Origin of the sequence: Rhodopseudomonas sp. (assembly GCF_013377015.1) — a bacterium.
Taxonomy (GTDB): Bacteria; Pseudomonadota; Alphaproteobacteria; order Rhizobiales; family Xanthobacteraceae; genus JARJEH01.
Genome location: NZ_JACABA010000007.1, coordinates 24347 through 43011 on the forward strand (window position 1 = coordinate 24347; position 18665 = coordinate 43011).

General features: G+C 63.5%; 15 protein-coding genes. 5 read left to right on the top strand and 10 right to left on the bottom strand.

The window, feature by feature from the left end; translation table 11 throughout:
- Positions 1-42: 42 nt before the first annotated feature.
- Positions 43-948, bottom strand: a complete 906-nt coding sequence (locus HXX15_RS21360; RefSeq protein WP_296518745.1) for an IS1595 family transposase — start codon at positions 946-948, stop codon at positions 43-45.
- 702 nt (positions 949-1650) lie between these two features.
- A complete protein-coding gene (locus HXX15_RS21365; RefSeq protein WP_296518746.1) occupies positions 1651-3276 on the bottom strand; it encodes a peptide chain release factor 3 in 1626 nt (541 codons plus the stop codon).
- 168 nt (positions 3277-3444) lie between these two features.
- Between HXX15_RS21365 and sugE the strand changes: the two genes are divergently transcribed.
- Entirely contained in the window at positions 3445-3759 is a 315-nt protein-coding gene (gene sugE / locus HXX15_RS21370; RefSeq protein WP_296518748.1) for a quaternary ammonium compound efflux SMR transporter SugE, read from the top strand.
- Positions 3760-3906: 147 nt separating this feature from the next.
- Here the strand turns inward: sugE and HXX15_RS21375 are convergent, their stop codons facing one another.
- Together HXX15_RS21375 and HXX15_RS21380 are read right to left on the bottom strand one after the other, a co-directional pair.
- Positions 3907-4914: an inorganic phosphate transporter gene (locus tag HXX15_RS21375; protein WP_296518751.1), complete on the bottom strand. Its 1008-nt coding sequence runs from the start codon at positions 4912-4914 to the stop codon at positions 3907-3909.
- 8 nt (positions 4915-4922) lie between these two features.
- Positions 4923-5567, bottom strand: coding sequence for a DUF47 domain-containing protein (locus HXX15_RS21380; protein WP_296519009.1), 645 nt, complete (start codon positions 5565-5567; stop codon positions 4923-4925).
- 604 nt (positions 5568-6171) lie between these two features.
- Between HXX15_RS21380 and HXX15_RS21385 the strand changes: the two genes are divergently transcribed.
- Positions 6172-8274 carry a DUF4407 domain-containing protein gene (locus HXX15_RS21385; RefSeq protein WP_296518753.1) on the top strand — a complete coding sequence of 701 codons (2103 nt, stop codon included), beginning with the start codon at positions 6172-6174 and terminating at the stop codon, positions 8272-8274.
- Positions 8275-8384: 110 nt separating this feature from the next.
- On the opposite strand, the gene HXX15_RS21390 is transcribed toward HXX15_RS21385, so the two are convergent.
- From HXX15_RS21390 to HXX15_RS21415, 6 genes are all read right to left on the bottom strand, one after another.
- Positions 8385-9353 carry a branched-chain amino acid ABC transporter permease gene (locus HXX15_RS21390; protein ID WP_296518755.1) on the bottom strand — a complete coding sequence of 323 codons (969 nt, stop codon included), beginning with the start codon at positions 9351-9353 and terminating at the stop codon, positions 8385-8387.
- Position 9354: 1 nt separating this feature from the next.
- On the bottom strand, positions 9355-10218 hold the full coding sequence (locus tag HXX15_RS21395) for a branched-chain amino acid ABC transporter permease (RefSeq protein ID WP_296519011.1): 864 nt from the start codon (positions 10216-10218) through the stop codon (positions 9355-9357).
- Between the two features lie 78 nt (positions 10219-10296).
- Positions 10297-11517, bottom strand: coding sequence for an ABC transporter substrate-binding protein (locus HXX15_RS21400; RefSeq protein WP_296518757.1), 1221 nt, complete (start codon positions 11515-11517; stop codon positions 10297-10299).
- A gap of 32 nt (positions 11518-11549) precedes the next feature.
- Positions 11550-12293 (bottom strand): ABC transporter ATP-binding protein, encoded by a 744-nt coding sequence (locus HXX15_RS21405; RefSeq protein ID WP_296519013.1) that lies wholly within the window; start codon positions 12291-12293, stop codon positions 11550-11552.
- A gap of 4 nt (positions 12294-12297) precedes the next feature.
- Positions 12298-13053, bottom strand: a complete 756-nt coding sequence (locus HXX15_RS21410; RefSeq protein WP_296518759.1) for an ABC transporter ATP-binding protein — start codon at positions 13051-13053, stop codon at positions 12298-12300.
- A gap of 295 nt (positions 13054-13348) precedes the next feature.
- Positions 13349-13696: an ArsC family reductase gene (locus HXX15_RS21415; RefSeq protein WP_296518760.1), complete on the bottom strand. Its 348-nt coding sequence runs from the start codon at positions 13694-13696 to the stop codon at positions 13349-13351.
- 312 nt (positions 13697-14008) lie between these two features.
- Between HXX15_RS21415 and HXX15_RS21420 the strand changes: the two genes are divergently transcribed.
- From HXX15_RS21420 to HXX15_RS21430, 3 genes are all read left to right on the top strand, one after another.
- Positions 14009-15481 (top strand): pyruvate kinase, encoded by a 1473-nt coding sequence (locus tag HXX15_RS21420; protein WP_296518762.1) that lies wholly within the window; start codon positions 14009-14011, stop codon positions 15479-15481.
- A 125-nt stretch (positions 15482-15606) separates the two neighbouring features.
- A complete protein-coding gene (locus HXX15_RS21425) occupies positions 15607-16575 on the top strand; it encodes a hypothetical protein (RefSeq protein ID WP_296518764.1) in 969 nt (322 codons plus the stop codon).
- Between the two features lie 266 nt (positions 16576-16841).
- Positions 16842-18644 carry an NAD(P)/FAD-dependent oxidoreductase gene (locus tag HXX15_RS21430; protein ID WP_296518766.1) on the top strand — a complete coding sequence of 601 codons (1803 nt, stop codon included), beginning with the start codon at positions 16842-16844 and terminating at the stop codon, positions 18642-18644.
- The last annotated feature ends 21 nt before the right edge of the window (positions 18645-18665 follow it).

Below are 18665 nucleotides of genomic sequence, written 5' to 3' on the forward strand. Positions count from 1 at the left end.
GCTGAGAGCGCTTCCGCGATACTTTGCGGCTCTTCTTGCGCCTCAGCATCCTGCTATCGCCGATCCGAATACGTCGGGGTTCTGGCGGTTGTTATAACGGAACTGAAACTCGGCAACGTACAGCGGCAGGTACTTTTCGCTGACCTTGTGGAAGCTGCCGACGATGCCGCGCTTGAAGATGCTCCAAAAGCCTTCAATCGTGTTGGTGTGTACAGCACCAACGACGTATTGCTTCCTCTGGTGCTCAACTGTCTTGCGATTGTACTCGGTCAAACCGCTGTAAACGTGGTTCTCGTCAGTCGCGAGCAAGCTAACTTTGTCGGAAACCATTTCGCGCACAAAGCGTTCCGCCGCGTCCTTGGTGACGCGGCTCAACGCACGGGCGATCACATTGCCCTTACGGGTGACGGCACCGATAACCGGCGTCTTGCCAGTGGCCGCGCCGCCGGTTTGGCCGTGGTGCTTCTTGTCCCAGTGGCGATTGGCGTCCTTGCCTCCGATCCAAGTCTCGTCAACCTCAACAATACCGCCAAGCTTCGCTTCCGGCTCAACCAGAGCAGCCCTGATCTTGTGGCACATCGAATGTGCGGTGCCGTATGAGCCGAAGCCCATCATCCGCTGGATTTGAAGCGCGCTCATACCCTTCTTGCTGGCAAGCATCAGATGAACGACGCGAAACCAGTCGCGCAACGGCTTGTTCGTGTTTTCAAAGATCGTGCCTGCGATAACAGAGAATCGGTATCCTTGATTTGGCGTGCACTTGTAGCACTGCCACTTGAACGGCATCGACTTAACCGGAAACACCTTGTCGTTGTGGCAGCGCGGGCACTTGACGCCTTCCGGCCAACGGCGCGCTTGCAGATACACCTTGCAAGCCTCCTCATCAGGAAAGGCGCTCTCGAATTGCGCGACAGTCATCTGCGGTACGGGCTTCGGGCGGCGGGACATAGGAACATCTCCTTATGTCCCCAATCTAGCAGAACCTCCTACACCAGTCAAGTCCCGCATAATCACCTTCTAGAGGCGTCTTGGAGTGGAGCGGGAGGCGGCGTCCTGCGCGTCGTGGCTCGCAACCACGGCCCCGGGAGGCTCTGGGTCCCCGTCCGAGCCCACTACGAGGCTCCGCGACTTGTTAGTTCGCTGGACGCGGGACAGGTGAATGGCGGGAAAACCGCCGGGATCAGCGGTGCGTCGGCATCGCGCCTGTCCCCGGAAGCACGGGCCTGGAGCCGAAAATCGCCGCGGTGGCGCGCCGCGAGGCGATGCGCGGTCCGGCTGTCGCCGTCGCAAGGCGGCATGCCGATCGCGAGCCAACCACCCCCCGCGCCTGGCGGCGCGCCTCCGCCCCTCATCGGTTTATGAGCGGCGGGAAGTTTTGCATCACTCGGGCGCGATGGCGTCGCGAGAATGCGGAGGTATGGCTGTTTGAAAGTTGAATCGGTCATCGCGGGACGTGTCCCGGGCGCGATGCGGCGTGCAACGCCGCTTCGCAGAACCGGGACCCCGGTTTGGGCGCCGATCAGCGGGGCCCCGGATCAGCAGCGCACCGCGCCGCTGCGCGGCGCGTTGCACCGCATCCGGGGCACGCAAGACGGCGAGGCAAGACGCTGCCGCACGCGAGAAGCGCCGCCCTGCGCGTCACCCCTCGCCTCACGCCTTCTTCTTCACATCCTTGATGCTGGAAAACACGATGCCCTCGGCGCGTTCGCGGGTGTAGCCGAGATAGAATTCGTTCTTGGCCAGGAACACCGGATCGCCATCGACGTCGTCGGCGACGCCGGAGCCGTTGGCGGCGACGAAGGCGTTGAGCTTCTTCGGATCGTCCGACGAGATCCAACGCGCCAGCGAAAATTCCGAGACCTCGAACTCCACCGGCAGCTGATATTCGGCATCGAGCCGCGCCTTCAGCACGTCGAGCTGCAGCGAGCCGACCACGCCGACCAGCGCGGGCGCGCCGTCGCGCGGGCGAAACACCTGCACCACGCCCTCCTCCGACATCTGCTGCAGCGCTTCCTTCAGCTTCTTGGCCTTCATCGCGTCCTTGAGCCGGACCCGGCGGACGATTTCCGGCGCGAAGCTGGGGACGCCGACGAAGGTCAGGTCCTCGCCCTCGGTCAGCGTGTCGCCGATCCGCAGCGTGCCGTGATTGGGAATGCCGACGACGTCGCCGGCGAAGGCCTCGTCCGCCAGCGCGCGGTCCTGGGCGAAGAAGAATTGCGGACTCGACAGGCTCATATTCTTGCCGGTGCGGACCAGCTTGGCCTTCATGCCGCGCGTCAGCTTGCCGGAGCAAAGCCTTGCAAAGGCGATGCGATCGCGGTGGTTCGGATCCATATTGGCCTGGATCTTGAACACGAAGGCGGTCATCTCCGGGTCGGAAGCGTGGACCTTGCGCAGATTGCTGTCCTGATCGCGCGGCGACGGCGCGAATTTGCCGAGGCCTTCGAGGAGATCGCCGACGCCGAAATTGCGCAGCGCCGAGCCGAAATAGACCGGCGTCAGATGGCCCTCGCGAAACGACTCCAGATCGAACGGCTTGCTGGCTTCCTTGACCAGCGCCAGTTCCTCGGTGATCTCGGCGACATCGAGATTGGGATTGCGGCCGGCGAGAGCGGCGACGTCGATGTTTTCCGCAGCACCGGTCTTGGCGCCGCCGCCTTCCAGCAGGCGGATGCCGCCGGTGGCCAGATCATAGGTGCCCATGAAATCGCGGCCGCGGCCGACCGGCCAGGTCATCGGCGTGGTGTCGAGCGCCAGCGTCTTCTCGATCTCGTCCAAGAGATCGAAGGTGTCGCGGCTGTCGCGGTCCATCTTGTTGATGAAGGTGATGATCGGAATGTCGCGCAGCCGGCAGACCTCGATCAGCTTCAGGGTCCGCGCCTCGATGCCCTTGGCGGCGTCGATCACCATCACGGCGGAGTCGACGGCGGTCAGGGTCCGGTAGGTGTCCTCGGAAAAGTCCTCATGGCCCGGCGTGTCGAGCAGGTTGAAGACGAGGCCCTGGAACTCGAAGGTCATCACCGAGGTCACCACCGAGATACCGCGGTCGCGCTCGATCTTCATCCAATCGGAGCGCGTATTCCGGCGTTCGCCCTTGGCCTTGACCTGGCCGGCGAGATTGATGGCGCCGCCGAACAGCAGCAGCTTTTCGGTCAGCGTGGTCTTGCCGGCGTCGGGATGCGAGATGATCGCGAAGGTGCGGCGGCGCGCCACTTCGGCGGCGAGCGAGGCGCGCGCAGCGGAGGGCTGTTCGGTGGGGAGAGCGAGGTCGGACATAGCGAGCCTGTGGCAGGGAAAGCCGGCGCAATCAAGGGCGTTATGGGGATCGGCGAGGACCGGCCGCAATTGCACGGCGGCCCGGTTCAGACTCATATAGAGCTGCAAGGATCACCGCCAAGCATTTGAAATTCCTCTTGGATACACCCGCGGATCGGGAGACGAAGAATGGCCTGGTTGCTGCTGCTGTCGGCTGGCTTGATGGAAGTCGGATGGGCCGTCGGGCTGAAATACACCGAAGGTTTCACCCGGCTGTGGCCGTCGGTGCTGACGCTGGCCAGCATGGCCGCCAGCATGGCGCTGCTCGGCCTGGCGCTGAAGACGCTGCCGATGGGCACCGCCTATGCGGTGTGGACCGGGATCGGCGCAGTCGGCACCGCGATCCTCGGCATCGTGCTCTTGGGCGAACCGGCCGGTGCGATCCGGCTGGCCTGCATTGGCCTGATCGTGGCGGGGATTTTCGGGCTGAAGCTGGCGAGCTGAGCCCTGCCCCGTCGTTCCGGGGCGCAAGCAGCGACAGCTGCGCGCGAACCCGGAACCTCGCCGCTGGACCATAACGCCCGGGTGCACCGCAAGATTCCGGGTTCGCTCGCCTCCGGCTCGCGCCCCGGAATGACGAGGGTCAGTTTCCTAAAACTTCAGCAGCTTCACCGCCCAATAGGCCAGTGCGGCGACGCTGGCGGCGGCCGGGATCGTGATCACCCAAGCATAGACGATCGAGCTCGCCACGTTCCAGCGCACCGCCGAGACCCGCCGTGCGGCGCCGACGCCGACGATCGCGCCGGTAATGGTGTGGGTGGTGGAAACCGGAACGCCCAGATAGGTCGCCACGAACAGCGTCGCGGCGCCGCCGGTCTCGGCGCAAAAACCCTGCATCGGGGTCAGCTTGGTGATCCGCAGCCCCATGGTGCGGACGATCCGCCAGCCGCCCATCAGCGTGCCCAGCGCCATCGCGGCCTGGCACGACAACACCACCCAGAACGGCACCGCGAAATGCTCGCCGGTGTAGCCTTGCGAATACAGCAGCACCGCGATGATGCCCATGGTCTTCTGGGCGTCGTTGCCGCCATGGCCGAGCGAATACAGCGAGGCGGAGGCGAATTGCAGGATCCGGAACGCGCGATCCACCGCGAAAGGCGTCGAGCGCACCGCCGCCCACGACACGATCGCCACCAGCACCAAAGCCAGCAGGAACCCGACCAGCGGCGACAGCACGATCGCCAAGAGCGCCTTCGATAGCCCGCTCCATACCGCCGCCGACAATCCGGCCTTGGCGAGGCCACCGCCGAGCAAGCCGCCAATCAGCGCGTGCGACGAGCTCGACGGAATCCCGAGCCCCCAGGTGACGACGTTCCAGACGATCGCTCCCATCAGCGCGGCGAAGATCACATGGGCGTCGATCACGCTCGGCTCTATGATGCCGGTGCCGATGGTGTTGGCGACATTCAGGCCGAACACCGAAAACGCGACGAAATTGAAAAACGACGCCCACAGCACGGCATATTGCGGCCGCAGCACCCGGGTCGAGACGATGGTGGCGATCGAATTGGCAGCGTCGTGCAGGCCGTTGAGGAAATCGAACAACAGCGCGACTGCGATGAGACCGATCAGGACCGGCAGACCAAGCGTGGCGTCCACTGCGGCCCCTAAACCTGTTCGATCACGATGCTGTTGATCTCGTTGGCGACGTCGTCGAAGCGGTCGGCCACCTTCTCCAGATGGTCGTAGATCTCGGCGCCGACGATGAAATCCATCGCGTTGGCGTCGCGATGCTTGAGAAACAATTCCTTGAGACCGATGTCGTGGAGGTCGTCGACCCGGCCCTCCAGCTTGCCGAGTTCCTCGGTGATCGCGGTCAGCATCCCGACATTCTGGCCGATCGACTTCATCAACGGCAGCGCGCGGCCGACCAGATTGGCGCATTCCACCAGCAGCGTTCCGATTTCCCGCATTGGCGGCTCGAACTCGCGCACCTCGAACAGGATCACCGCCTTGGCGGTCTGCTGCATCTGGTCGATGGCGTCGTCCATCGCGGTGATCAGGTTCTTGATGTCGACCCGGTCGAACGGGGTGATGAAGGTACGGCGCACCGCGGTCAGCACCTCGCGGGTGATGCCATCGGCGTCGTTCTCGAACTGGCTGACGCGTTGGCAATGCAGCGGGGTCTCGTCACCGCCCCGCAGCATCTGCTGCAGCGCCTCGGCGCCCTGCACGCAGGTCTGGGAATGCCGGGCGAACAGGTCAAAGAACCTCTCCTCCTTGGGCAGGAAGACGCGAAACCATCGCAGCAGCATTGAGACATCCGAGTTATTGGGGGACAACGCGCCGGGCGGCCGTCACTGTCACGAAACTGTCATAAACCATTTCCCGCAACCCGGAGCAATCGCCCATTGGTCAGCCGCTTCGTTCCATCGTTTGGTGGGGCGCAAGCGCCGCAACCGAGCGCCCCTCGCCCGCGGCTCGCGCCGGCCGATCCCCCGGATTTTCATAGCCCAGGACATGTCCAATCGGAGTCGTCTGCAATCACCCCGACCGGCATTTCCGAGTCCGTCCCCTCCTGATTCGCGGCTTCACGAATCACTTGAAGTGAATCGCGTAGCGCGCGTGGCTCATGAGGTGCATCGCAAAAAGGTATTCAGGGATTGGCCAACTAATCATTCCCTCGCCGCTCCAAAAAAATTTTGAACGCCCGAAACGGCATCGGTGAATCCCGCTGCGCGTGAAACTTGTCTACTAACTACGGATGCTTAAGCGGCATTGCTAACGACGTGTAGTAACCCGCAAGGGAACCGCGACCCGGCCTGGCACGACTTGAAATCGTCACCGTTCTGCTAGAATCGAATCTGTCCTGTCATTTTTCAACCGCGGCGCAGAACTCCGCAGAACTGGGCAGCCATGCTTCAACGCGCACTTGGATTAATCGCCGGCGTCGATCGCAAGACCTTGGCCAGCTGTCCGGCGACCGACAAGATGTGGGCGACACATCTCGGCTTCTCGCTGTGTCTGTCGTTCGTCGTGGTGCTGGGGGTTTCGTTCCACGCCACCGGCTACATGATCGTCGGCGTCTGGACGCGGCTGCTGGTCTCGGTGGTGATCGCCCTGACCGTGCTGATGTTCGATCGCGCGCTGTGCCAATCGGACTGGTTCTACCAGGGCACGCTGTGGAACAACGCCACCAAGCAGACCAGCGCGGAAGCGCGGCAGTCGACCTGGCGGTTCGTTCGCATCGCGGTCCGGCTCAGCATGTCGTTCGGCCTGGCCTGGGTGATCGCGATGTTCCTGGAGCTGGCGATCTTTTCCGGCACCATCAATGAAAAGATCGAGGCCGACCGCGTCGCCGCCAATGCGCCGATCTACCAGAAGGTCGAGCAATACGAATCTCAGCTCAACGCCGAATCGGATCGCCGGCAGGCCAATATCGCCGCGCTGGAGCAGCTGCATCGCAACGCGGTGACCTCCGACGCCGCCGCCGAACCGTCGGCGCTGACCCGTTCCGACGATATCGAGCAGCAGATCAAGGCGCTGGGGACGCGGGAAAGCGAGATTCGCAACGACATCCGTCAGATCGAGGGCACGATCCAGCGCTATATCGCCGACATGCATGCCGAGGAATTCGGCCTCAAGGTCAGCCCGACCAATAGCGGGCGGCCGGGCGCCGGGATGCGCTATGAATTTGCCAAGAAGCAGAAAGAATCCTTCGAGGCGCAGCGCGCGGCGCGCGAAGCCGAGATCGCCCAATTGCACGTCAAGCGCGACGAACTGCGCGGTGCGCAGGCCAAGATCGCCGCCGAGACGCTGGTGACCCGCGACCGCGAGCGCGAGGTGATCCAGCGCAAGCGCGACGAGTTGCAGAAGCAGATCGACGCCGCCCGCGTCGACCTCCGGGAATTCGATGCCGCCAAGCTGGCCAGCGTCGCCGAGTTCCGGCGCAAGGCGCTGAGCGAATCCTACTATCAGGAGAAGAAGGAGAAGGTCGATCCGCTGACCCGGATGGCGGCCTATCAGGAGCTCAAGAACGATCCGAAGGATGGCGCGACGATGGCGCTGTTCTCCTGGATGACCCGGTTCTTCATCATCTTCCTGGAGATCGTCCCAGTCGTCGCCAAGATCTTCTTCTCGCCGCCGAGCGTTTACGCCGCGAAGATTCAGGCCCAGGTCGAACGCGCCCGGCAGCGGATCGAGGCCAATGAAGACCTCGAAGACCAGCGCAACGAACCGGAGCCGGTGGTCGAGCGCCCTGCCCCTTCGATTGCCGCCATGACGACGCCGCCGATCGGCCTCGAGGCTTTCGACCGGCCCTATCGCCGCGCATCGGACCGCTGGTGGGCGGAATTCGCCGACCAGCCGCCCGTGCGCACCGCGGCACATCGGCCCGCGGCCAGGCTGGAGCCTGAGACACGGCTGCAGGAAGACGGCTGGCCCAGCCAGAGCCAGCCGTTGCATTGGCCGCAAGAGGATCAGGTTCGACCGCACGTCGTGGCAAGCGCGCTGGCTGCGAGCCTCAAGCCGGAAGTCCACCTTGAATCAGATACACACCTTGAACCTGGGACAAGCCTCAACGCCGAGCCGACACTGACGGACGATGCTCACCACCCGCACGAGGACGAGCCGGTGAGCTGGACGCCTTCCGAACCGGCGCCGAGCGTGGAGCCCACTGACGCGCCGGTCGTCGCAATCGACAGCGCTGCCGATGTCGGCGAGCCCGAGCCAGCGGTCCTGGAGCCGGTGGAGATGGCAGAGCCGGCCGAGTTGATCGCCCAGCAACCCGCTGCTGTGCTGCAGCCGGCACCGATCACCAGCGCGCAGGTGGTCAAGTTCAGCGCTGATGTCGAGAATCTGATGAGCGAAGCCATGGAACGCTCGAAAAGGGCCGCCAAGTCGGGCGGCAAGCGACGCAAGCAGGGGGCATTCCACATGGCCGAGCACGCCGAACACAAGGACAGCGACCTGCTGCCGCTGAATTACTCGCTGCAATACGAGATTTTCCCACGTGCCTGACGAATTGCCGGGCACGGCCAACGCCATTGGTCGTGCCCGGCCTGCAACAACGTCTCGCAAGGCCGGTGCGGTGGCGTCTCGCGCCGTGGGCGGTGCCGTGATCAGCTGCCTTACAGCGAGCGCTTGAAGTAGTGTGCGATCTCGCCGATCACGCCGCGGCGGAAGGTCAGCACGCAGATCACAAAGATTCCGCCCTGGATCACCGTGACCCATTGCCCGAACCCGGCAAGATATTGCTGCATGGCGATGATGACGAAGGCGCCGACCACCGGGCCGAACACGGTGCCGAGGCCGCCGACCAGCGTCATCAGCACAATTTCTCCGGACATTGACCAGTGCACGTCGGTGAGCGAGGCATTCTGCGCCACGAACACTTTCAGCGCGCCGGCGAAGCCGGCCAGCGTCCCCGACAGGATGTAGGCCAACAGCTTGTATTGATCGGTCTTGTAGCCGAGCGAGACCGCGCGCGGCTCGTTTTCGCGGATCGCCTTCAAGACCTCGCCGAACGGCGAATTGATGGCGCGGTAGATCACCAGAAATCCGAACAAAAAGCCGGTCAGGATCACGTAGTACAGCGTGATCGGCTTGGCGAGGTTGATGAATCCGAACAACAGGCCCTGCGGAATGCCCTGGATGCCGTCCTCGCCATGGGTAAACGGCGTCTGCAAGTAGACGAAGTACAGCAGTTGCGACAACGCCAGCGTGATCATCGCGAAATAGATGCCCTGGCGGCGGATCGCGATCAGACCGGTGAGCACGGAGAGCGCTGCGGCGCCGGCGACGCCGGCGAGGATGCCGAGTTCCGGCGACAGCCCCCACACCTTCAGCGCATGCGCAGTGACGTAGCCGGCGGTGCCGAGAAACATGGCGTGACCGAACGACAACAGTCCGCCATAGCCGATCAGCAGGTTGAAGGCGCAGGCCAGCAACGCGAAGCACAGCCCCTGCATCACGAAGAACGGATAGACCCCGGTCAGCGGCACCACCAGCAGCAGCGCCGTCATGATCACGAACGCGATCATCTCGTCGCGGACGGGTCGGCGCGCGGTGGGAATGGTATCGTCGCTCATTGCTGTCATCTCAGGTCGTCCGCCCCGTCAGTCCCGATGGCTTCACCAGCAACACCAGCACCATCAGCACGAACACCACGGTATTGGACGCCTCGGGATAGAAATACTTGGTCAAGCCTTCGACGATGCCGAGCGCGAAACCGGTGATGATCGAGCCCATGATCGAGCCCATGCCGCCGATCACCACCACCGCGAACACCACGATGATCAGGTCGGCGCCCATCAAGGGCCGCACCTGGTTGATCGGCGCCGACAACACACCGGCCAGCGCCGCGAGACCGACGCCGAGCCCGTAGGTCAGCGTGATCATGCGCGGCACGTTGATGCCGAAGGCGCGCACCAGCGTCGGATTTTCGGTCGCGGCGCGCAGATTGGCGCCGAGCCTGGTGCGCTCGATCAGGAACCAGGTCGCCAGACAGACGATCAGCGAGCATATGACCACCCAGCCGCGATAGATCGGCAGGAACATGAAGCCGAGATTCATCCCACCCTGCAATTCGGCAGGGATCGCGTAAGGCAATCCCGAGGAGCCGAAATAGTTCTGGAACACGCCCTGGATGATCAGCGCCATCCCGAAGGTCAGCAGCAAACCATAGAGATGGTCGAGTCCGGCCAGCCATTGCAGCATGGTCCGTTCCAGGATCATGCCGAAGATGCCGACCACGATCGGCGCGATGATCAGCGCCGGCCAGTAGCCGATGCCCATCACGTTGAGCAGGAAATAGGCGCAGAACGCGCCCATCATGTAGACCGCGCCGTGCGCGAAATTGATGATGTTGAGCATCCCGAAGATCACGGCGAGGCCTAGACTCAACAGCGCGTAGAACGAGCCATTGATCAGCCCGACCAGAAGCTGCGCCATCAGGGCCTGCAAATTGATCGACATATCGCTTCAACTCTCAGCGGTAAGGAAGAAAAGCCCGGCGGCGTCGCGGCCGCCGGGCGGTCGAATTTACTTCTTCAGCAGCGGACAGGTGCTCTCGGCCAGCGGCCGGAACGCCTGCTCGGCCGGGGTGGTGCCGATCAGCTTGTAGTAGTCCCACGGATATTTGGACTCCGAAGGCTTCTTGACCTCGAACAGATAGGCTGGATGGATCGCACGGCCGTTCGGCTGGATCATGCCCTTACCGAACAAGGTATCGTCGGTCGGGATTTCCTTCATCTTGTCGGCGACTTTGGCGCCGTCATGCGGGTTGCCGCCGAGCGCCTCCAGCGCCTTGAAGTAGTGCAGCAGTCCGGCATAGACGCCGGCCTGAACCATGGTCGGCTTCGACTTGGTCTTCATCCGCTCCGAGAACCGCTTCGAGAACTCCCGGGTCTGGTCGTTGGCGTCCCAGTAGAACGTCGCGCTCAGGTTCAGCCCCTGCGCGACCGGCAGGCCGAGCGAATGCACGTCGCTGATGAACAGCAGCAGACCCGCCAGCTTCTGGCCGCCGGAGACGATGCCGAATTCGGCCGCCTGCTTGATGGTGTTGGTGGTGTCGCCGCCGGCATTGGCCATGCCGATGATCTTCGCCTTCGAGGCCTGCGCCTGCAGCAGGAACGAGGAGAAGTCCGCGGTGTTGAGCGGGTGCTTGACGGTGCCGACCACCTTGCCGCCATTGGCGAGGACCACTGCGGTGGTATCGCGCTCCAGCGCCGCGCCGAACGCGTAGTCGGCGGTCAGGAAGTACCAGGTGTCGCCGCCGGCCTTGACCAGCGCCTGACCGGTCGAATGCGCCAGCATGTAGGTGTCGTAGGTCCAGTGCACCGTGTTCGGCGAGCACTGCGCGTTGGTCAGATCCGAGGTGGCGGCCCCCGAATTGATCATCAGGTTGTTCTTTTCCTTGACGACGTTGTTGACCGCGAGCGCCACGCCGGAATTCAGCACGTCCATGAGGACGTCGACCTTCTCGACGTCGATCCATTGCCGGGCGATGCTGGTGCCGATATCGGGCTTGTTCTGGTGGTCGGCCGAGATCAGGTCGAGCTTCCAGCCCTTGGCGGCCATGCCGGAATCCTCGATCGCCATCTGCGCCGCGACCGTCGAGCCGGGGCCGCCGAGGTCAGCATACAGCCCGGAATTGTCGGTGAGCACGCCGATCTTGACGGTCTTGTCCTGGGCGTAGGCTGCGCCACTGGCGGCCAATGCGAGCGCGGCGCCGAGAAGAACAGCTGAAGCTTTGTTTCTCATTTCAATCTCCCTCTAGCATTTTTCCGCAAAAATCAGACGCCGAGATAAGTGTGCAGCTTGTCCATATTCGCCTCGAGTTCGGAATTGGCGAAGCCGTCGATAATCTTGCCGTGCTCGACGATGTAGTAGCGGTCCGCCACGGTCGCGGCGAAGCGGAAATTCTGTTCGACCAGAAGGATCGTGAAGCCTTCGTTCTTCAGCCGCGCGATGGTGTGGCCGATCTGCTGGATGATCACCGGCGCGAGCCCCTCGGTCGGCTCGTCCAGCATCAGGAAACGGGCGCCGGTGCGCAGGATCCGCGCGATCGCCAGCATCTGCTGCTCGCCGCCGGAGAGTTTGGTGCCCTGGCTGCGCAGCCGTTCCTTGAGATTGGGGAACAGTTCAAAGATCTGCTCCAGCGACAACCCGCCGGGGCGCACCTGCGGCGGCAGCATCAGGTTCTCGCGGACGTCGAGGCTGGCGAAAATGCCGCGCTCCTCCGGACAGAACGCGACGCCGAGTCGCGCGATCTTGTCGGACGAGGTGCGGCTGATGTCGTGATTGTCGAACCTGATCGAGCCGGTGCGCTTGCCGATGATGCCCATGATCGACTTCAGCGTCGTGGTCTTGCCGGCGCCATTGCGGCCAAGCAGCGTCACCACTTCGCCGGGACGAACGTGGAAATCCATGCCGTGCAGGATATGGGATTCGCCATACCACGCCTGCAGATTCTCAATCGTCAGTAGCGCGTCGCCGGGGGCGGGCACGGCGGCCATCGATGCCGGACCGGCCGTCATTGTCTCAGCCATGACCTGCTCCGAGATAGGCTTCCTTGACCCGTTCGTCCTGGGTCAGGTCGGCATAATTGCCTTCGGCCAGCACCTGACCGCGGGTCAGCACCGTGATGATGTCGGACAGGTTGGCGACCACGCTGAGATTATGCTCGACCATCAGGATGGTGTATTTCGCCGAGATCCGCTTGATCAGTGCGGCGATCTTGTCGATGTCCTCGTGGCCCATGCCGGCCATCGGCTCGTCGAGCAGCATCATTTCCGGATCGAGCGCCAGCGTAGTGGCGATTTCCAGCGCGCGCTTGCGGCCATAGGGCATCTCGACTGCCGCGGTTTCGGCGAATTCGCTGAGGCCGACGTCGTCCAGCAGTTCGAGGGCGCGGTGGTCGTAGCGATCGAGCACGCTCTTGGAGCGCCAGAAATCGAACGAGTGACCGTGCTGGCGCTGCAGCGCGACCCGGACATTTTCCCGCGCGGTCAGATGCGGAAACACCGCGGAAATCTGAAACGAGCGCACCAGGCCCAGCCGCGCCACGTCGGCCGGCGCCATCGCGGTGATGTCCTGGCCCTTGTAGAGAATCTGGCCGCCGCTCGGCCGCAGGAATTTGGTCAGCAGATTGAAGCACGTGGTCTTGCCGGCCCCGTTGGGGCCGATCAGAGCGTGAATACTGCCGCGGCGGACCCGCAGATTGACATCGCGAACGGCGAAGAAGCCCGCGAATTCCTTGGTCAATCCATGGGTTTCAAGGATGAAGTCATCGGCCAAGCAAATTTCCCCCAATCGGCCTTCGCGGCGGAGCCATCGCGCGCGGCCGATTTATTGTTGACGTCCGGTGTCCGTGGCGTGCCCGTAAACGGCGCCGCGAACCCGATCCTTCTCTGCAGGGAATATGCCGTCAATCGGGAGGGTTGCGCAAGATGCAATGCTGGGCAGCGTAAAGATGACAGGCCAATATTTTGCAGCGCTTCGTCGCGAAGTCTTGAGCCGTGCAACCGGCCGCTGTTCAGTGCTCGCAATATCGCGAGTCAGCAAATTCGATCGAATTTGTCGCCCGTCCTGGCTATGCTAATTCCTTGGCGTAAAGCTCCGGCTTGAACCCGACCAGCAATTGTCCGCCGCGCTCGAGCACCGGCCGCTTGATCATCGAGGGTTGCGCCAGCATCAGTGCGATCGCCTTCTGTTCGTTCAATCCGTTCTTGTCGGCGTCGGCAAGCTTGCGAAACGTGGTGCCGGCGCGGTTCAGCAGGGTTTCCCAACCGACGGCCCTGGCCCAGCGCGTCAGCCGCGCCGCGTCGATGCCGGCGGTCTTGTAGTCGTGAAATTCGTAGGCGATGCCGTTGCCGTCGAGCCAACCTCGGGCTTTTTTCATGGTATCGCAATTCTTGATGCCATAGAGCATGATGCGCACGACGAAAACCTCCGGTGGTGGATCGCGACATCCGTAATCGTCGCCGGCGGCCTTGGCCACCCGTTCTTGATGCCGTGGCTGGGACCCGGAACGGATCACCCAGGCGGATCGCTGCTGCTAAGACCGCAATTAGCGGTATTTTGATCCGTCACAGGAGTTGCGCATAGACGCTTTAGTGTTCGGAATCCGGAGTTCTCAGCACCTCGCAACGACGTGCCGCGCCGATGTGATGTAGAGAACTTCAGAGCCGCCGCACGCGCGCCGGCGGCAGCGATCACTGACCCACCGCTCCAGGCCTTCCGGACCCATCTCATGACCATCGACATTGCCCATCTGAAACAACGCATCGACCACTTGATCGCGGCGGTCGAGCGCGACGGTGAAGACCGCGTCTGGGCCGGCCGCATCGAGCGCCCCGGCTTTGAAGCCAGCGCAGCCAACCTGGCGCATTACCTCGCGCTGCGCAGGCACGATCTGCGGCCGTTGCAGCGCTCGCTGATGGCACTCGGGCTGTCGTCGCTCGGCCGGCTGGAAAGCCGGGTGCTGCCGACCCTGCAGGCGGTCAGCGCGACGCTAGCGGCGCTGTGCGGTGACACGCATGCCAAGCGGCCATCGTCGAAGCGATTCTTCGCCGGCGAACATGATCTCAGCCAGCGCAGCCTCGAACTGTTCGGCGCCTCCCCGGAGCGGCGTTCCACCGCGCTGCTCGTCACCTGCCCGACCGAGGCCGCCGACGATCCGGTGCTCATGCAGCGGCTGGCCGAGCGCGGCGTCGAAGCGGTCCGGATCAATTGCGCGCATGACGACGCCGAGCACTGGCAGCGCATGATCGTCAATGTACGCGCCGCCGAACAGGACGCCGGCCGGCGCATCAAGGTCTTGATGGACATCGCCGGCCCGAAAATCCGCACCGGCAAGGTGTTCGCGCCGAACGGCCGTGATCGGATCGGCACCGGCGATCTGCTGGCGATCGTGCCGGAAGGCGGGCTCGACCGCATCGATCATCCGGAGGAGTATTTCGCCGTCGAATGCACCCTGCCCGAACCGCTCACGTTGACTCCGGTCGGCGCGCGGGTGTTCGTCGACGACGGCAAGCTGTGCGTCCGGATCGAAAAAGTCGCGCCCTGGGGCCTGCTCGGGCGCGTCACCGCCGCTGCCGACAAGGGCGTCCGGCTGAAGTCCGAGAAGGGTCTGAACTTTCCCGATACGCCGATGGAGATCGAGGCGCTCACCGCCAAGGACCGCTGCGATCTCGACTTCATCGCCGCTCATGCCGACGGCGTCGAATTCTCTTTCGTGCAATCGGTGGCCGATGTCGAAATGCTGCAGGCGGCGCTGGCCGAGCGGCGACCGGACGACTGGCGGACGCTATCGCTGATCCTCAAGATCGAGACCCCGAAGGCGGTGGCGAATCTGCCGGAGATCGTGGTGCAGGCGGCGGGCCAGCAACCGACCGCGATCATGATCGCGCGCGGCGATCTCGCGGTCGAGATCGGCTTCGCGCGGCTCGCGGAGATGCAGGAGGAGATTCTGTGGATCGGCGAAGCCGCCCACATCCCGGTGATCTGGGCCACGCAGGTTCTCGAACATCTGGTCAAGAAGGGCACGCCGTCGCGCGGCGAGATGACCGACGCGGCGATGGCGGCGCGCGCCGAATGCGTGATGCTCAACAAGGGCCCCTATCTCTTCAAGGCGATTACCGAGCTCGACACGCTATTGGAGCGGATGGCCGCCAACCAGCACAAGAAGACCCCGCAACTGCGCCGGCTGATGAGCTGGGATTAGTCGGCGCAACCATGGGTTGACGACAGCACTATTTGTTCCTATTATGTTCCGCGGTGTTCGGGCGATTTTGAGCCGGGCATTGGCCCGGAGTCGATTGCCACGGCGTGTTGCGTTGTAGGGCGGCCATGGGGATTCGGAACTGGTTTCGCGCGGCAGTGCTAGCCGCGCTGATTATCGGCGGGAACGGCTCCGCCATCGCGCAGACGCCGGTCGAGCGGATCGATCAGGCGCTGCAGAACATCACCTCGCTGGTCCGGGTCGGGCGGATTGGCTACGCCACGATCTGGGACGGCAACAAATACGTGCAATGCCATCGGCAGCCGGACCGCGCGATGCGCTGCGAGGCGGCGGCACCGACGCTGCAGCCGTCGTTGAAGCGGGTGCTGACGCTGGAGCGACAGAACCAGCTCGCCGCATTGGGCTGGGTGCTCGATCCCAGCTTCGGCAACTACGCGCGCAGCTTCGCCCCCGACACCGCGACGGCCACGATCGCCGAGCAGATCCTGCGCACGTTGACCGACGGCTACGGCGCCAACCTTGCCGATCTCGAGCTGAACACCAATTGGGTGCCCAACCTGCCCTGCCCGCCGCGCAACGGCCCGTCGCAGAATCTCGCCGGGATCGTCAACGACGCACCGCAGATGCGGGCGACGGCGCTGCACGGCTGTTCATACGTGCCGCGCGCGGACACGCCGCAACTCGCCAACACCGCGGCCGAGCTGATCGCTCACGACGGCGGCAGCACCACAGCGGAAATCCAGCGCCTGCGGGTCAACAGCGCCCACCGAGTCCATGTCGTCTTCGAAACCGGCATTGGCTACATCCAGTGCATGCCCGAGACCCCGCCGGTGGCGATCTATTGCGAGGCGCAATCCGCCGAGAGCTGGGCCGCGCTCGCCGCAGTGCTGACCCCGGAGCGCATCGCAAGGCTGCGCGCCGCCGGCTACGCCGATCCCGGCCGGTCGCCGAATTACGCCAAGAGCTATCCGCTCGACGGCTTCAGCGACGCCGCGATCGCCGGCGAGATCCTCACTTTGCTGTTCGACGTCTACGGCTACCGCGGCGCCGCCAAGCTGAACGTGCTAACCGAATAATCCGGCGCCCGACCTCGCCGCCGCGTCCAGTGACGCGCAGCATCAAGCTGCGCGCCGATGAGCGGCTGCGCAACTACCAATCAGGATTACGATGTTTCCTTGTTTCCCGCTCGCCTCCTTGGCGCGACGTGTTAGGATCACCATGTTTCCTGGATCGTAACAACGGCGCGCGTCGATCAGACCTGTCGCCGATTTCTTTGCTGCGACGCAGCGAAGCTCGGACAAGCGCGCCAAAAGGTGCCATCGGCTTACAGGGAGGAATAGCAATGCTCGACACCGCCCCCAACGGCAAGGTCTCCACGCTGCTCAGTATGCTCGACAGCGCCTTGAGCGCCGGCGACATCGACCGCGCGATCGATCTGTTTCAGACCGAATGCTACTGGCGCGACCTCGTCACCTTCACCTGGAACATCAAGACCATGGAGGGCAAGGACCAGGTCCGCGACATGCTCAAGGCGCGGCTCGCCGAGACCAAGCCGTCGAACTGGAAGATCGCCGATGGCGAGGACGCCTCCGAGGCCGACGGAATCATCGAAAGCTGGATCCAATTCGAAACCGCGGTCGCCCGCGGCTTCGGCCATCTGCGCCTGAAGGACGGCCGGATCTGGACCCTGCTGACCACCATGGTCGAACTCAAGGGATATGAAGAACCGCTCGGCTTCGACCGCCCGATGGGCGCCAAGCACGGCGTCGATCCCAACCGCAAGACCTGGAAGGAAGAGCGTGACGCCGAAACCGCCGAGCTCGGCTTCACGCGTCAGCCCTATTGCCTGATCATCGGCGGCGGCCAGGGCGGCATCGCGCTCGGCGCCCGGCTGCGCCAGCTCGGCGTACCGACCCTCATCATCGAAAAGAACGAACGTCCCGGCGACAGCTGGCGCAAGCGCTACAAGTCGCTCTGCCTGCACGATCCGGTCTGGTACGACCACCTGCCCTATCTGCCATTTCCTCCGAACTGGCCGGTGTTCGCGCCGAAGGACAAGATCGGCGACTGGCTGGAGATGTACACCAAGGTGATGGAGCTGAACTATTGGAGCTCGACCACCTGCAAGAAGGCGTCCTACGACGAAGCCGCCGGCGAATGGACCGTGGTGGTCGAGCGCGACGGCAAGGAGATTGTGCTGAAGCCGAAACAGCTGGTGCTCGCCACCGGCATGTCGGCCAAGCCCAACATGCCGACATTCGAAGGCATGGAGCTGTTCAAGGGCGATCAGCACCATTCCTCGCAGCATCCGGGGCCGGACAAATACAAGGGCAAGAAGGCGGTGGTGATCGGCTCCAACAATTCCGCGCACGATATCTGCGCGGCGCTGTGGGAAGCCGGCGCCGACGTCACCATGGTGCAGCGTTCGAGCACCCACGTGGTGAAATCCGACTCGCTGATGGAATTGGGGCTGGCTGGCCTCTATTCCGAGCAGGCGGTGCGTTCCGGCATGACCACCGCCAAGGCCGATCTGATTTTCGCCTCGCTGCCCTACAAGATCCTGCACGAATTCCAGATCCCGGTTTACAACGCGATCCGCGAACGCGACGCCGATTTTTACAAGCGGCTCGAGCAGGCCGGGTTCATGCTCGACTACGGCGATGACGAGTCCGGCCTGTTCATGAAATATTTGCGCCGGGGCTCGGGCTACTACATCGATGTCGGCGCCTCGGAGCTGATCGCCAATGGCAGCATCCATCTCAAGAGCGGTGTCGACGTCAAACGCCTCACCGAGCATTCGGTGATTCTGAGCGACGGCACCGAACTCCCCGCCGACCTGGTGGTCTACGCCACCGGCTACGGTTCGATGAACGGTTTTGCCGCCGACCTGATTTCAAAGGACGTGGCGAACAAGGTCGGCAAGGTCTGGGGCCTCGGCTCGAATACCAGAAAGGACCCCGGCCCCTGGGAAGGCGAGCAGCGCAATATGTGGAAGCCGACGCAGCAGCCGGGACTTTGGTTCCACGGTGGCAATCTGCACCAATCGCGGCACTACTCGCAGTTCCTGTCGCTGCAAATCAAGGCGCGGATGGAAGGGATTCCGACGCCAGTGTACGGGCTGCAACAGGTGCATCATTTGGGGTGAGCGGGACCTGAGCGGAATCAT

Excerpts from the sequence above, each read along its gene's own strand:
- HXX15_RS21400 (WP_296518757.1), bottom strand. The coding sequence starts at position 11,517 with ATGAGAAACAAAGCTTCAGCTGTTCTTCTCGGCGCCGCGCTCGCATTG.
- HXX15_RS21425 (WP_296518764.1), top strand. The coding sequence starts at position 15,607 with ATGGGGATTCGGAACTGGTTTCGCGCGGCAGTGCTAGCCGCGCTGATT.
- HXX15_RS21385 (WP_296518753.1), top strand. The coding sequence starts at position 6,172 with ATGCTTCAACGCGCACTTGGATTAATCGCCGGCGTCGATCGCAAGACC.
- HXX15_RS21420 (WP_296518762.1), top strand. The coding sequence starts at position 14,009 with ATGACCATCGACATTGCCCATCTGAAACAACGCATCGACCACTTGATC.
- HXX15_RS21360 (WP_296518745.1), bottom strand. The coding sequence starts at position 948 with ATGTCCCGCCGCCCGAAGCCCGTACCGCAGATGACTGTCGCGCAATTC.
- HXX15_RS21365 (WP_296518746.1), bottom strand. The coding sequence starts at position 3,276 with ATGTCCGACCTCGCTCTCCCCACCGAACAGCCCTCCGCTGCGCGCGCC.
- HXX15_RS21390 (WP_296518755.1), bottom strand. The coding sequence starts at position 9,353 with ATGACAGCAATGAGCGACGATACCATTCCCACCGCGCGCCGACCCGTC.
- HXX15_RS21430 (WP_296518766.1), top strand. The coding sequence starts at position 16,842 with ATGCTCGACACCGCCCCCAACGGCAAGGTCTCCACGCTGCTCAGTATG.
- HXX15_RS21405 (WP_296519013.1), bottom strand. The coding sequence starts at position 12,293 with ATGACGGCCGGTCCGGCATCGATGGCCGCCGTGCCCGCCCCCGGCGAC.
- sugE (WP_296518748.1), top strand. The coding sequence starts at position 3,445 with ATGGCCTGGTTGCTGCTGCTGTCGGCTGGCTTGATGGAAGTCGGATGG.